Raw genomic sequence first — 1252 nt, 5'->3', positions numbered from 1 at the left:
TGTAGTGGTCTAATTTCCCCGGACACCTCGATAGGTGGAGAATGCATCTATCGAGGAGTTTTTCATGACTGGCAAACGCAGAACATTCGACGACAGCTTCAAGCTGCAAGTCGTAAAGATGATCAAGGACCAGGGACTGGCCGTTCCGCAGGTCTGCCGCGACCTGAATATTGGTGAGACTGCCGTCCGGCGCTGGGTACAGCAGTACGAGGCTGAACAGTTGGGAGAGACCGGAATCGGCAAACCCTTGACTGCTGAGCAACAACGTATCCGACAGTTAGAGCAGGAAAACCGCCAGCTCAAGATGGATAACGATGTATTAAAAAAAGCTACCGCCTTCTTTGCCCGCGAGCTGAAGTAACGTATCGCTTGGTTCGGCAGCTGCAACAGAAGGCTTATTCGGTGGCGCATGTCTGTCGGCTGCTGGGTATCAGTCGATCCGGCTTCTACGAAGCCAACAAGCGTGCTGAAGCGCCAGCATCAGTTTGTCCCATGGCTCTGCAACTCAAGGCATCGTTTGCCGCGAGTGGCGGCTGTTATGGCAGTCGCCCGTTGCGTAAAGCGTTACGCGCCAAGGGCATGGAAATAGGCGTTTATAAAATTCGTCGTTTGATGCGTGCCCACGGTCTGCGTTCGGCCTGGAAGCGCAAGTTTGTGCACACGACCGATAGCAACCATGATCTGCCGATTGCTGAAAATGTGTTGAATCGCCAATTCGAACCCGAAGCGGTGAACAAGGCCTGGGTAGCGGACATTACCTATATCCGGACCCGTAGCGGCTGGCTGTATCTGGCCGTGGTACTGGACTTGTTCTCACGCAAGATCGTGGGTTGGTCCATGGCCCCGAACATGCCGGCTGAGCTGGTGTGTAGTGCAATGCAACTGGCAGTTGCTCAGCGTCAACCGCCACCTGGTCTGATCGCTCATTCGGATCGCGGTAGCCAGTACGCCAGCGCGAGCTACAGGGCGCTGCTGACAAGAAATAACATGCAGCAAAGCATGAGCCGTAAAGGTAACTGCTGGGACAACTCAGTGATGGAGCGCTTCTTCCTGAGTTTGAAAATGGAGCGGGTATGGCGGCGCGATTACGCCAATCACGCCGAAGCGATACGTGACATCACTGAATACATCGTTGGGTTTTACAACAACGAGCGGCTGCACTCGAAACTGGGATATCTGCCACCGACCGTTTACGAACGGCAATGGCGTCTAAACCACCTATCGAGGTGTCCGGAATTAGTTGACCACTACA

Annotated in this window: 1 protein-coding gene; it reads left to right on the top strand. The window is 54.1% G+C overall.

The features are described 5' to 3' along the window. Positions 1 to 64: 64 nt before the first annotated feature. Positions 65 to 1252 (top strand): IS3 family transposase gene (locus AC1RJ3_RS29605; protein ID WP_493081987.1). Its coding sequence is split into 2 segments (ribosomal slippage), with 1189 coding nucleotides annotated over them: positions 65 to 320 and positions 320 to 1252; the frame shifts between segments, so codons are not numbered across the junction. This gene is flagged as partial in the annotation.

This window comes from Pseudomonas sp. GW822-FHT04C11, assembly GCF_058800905.1.
This window is presented reverse-complemented; position numbering and strand designations above follow the sequence as displayed.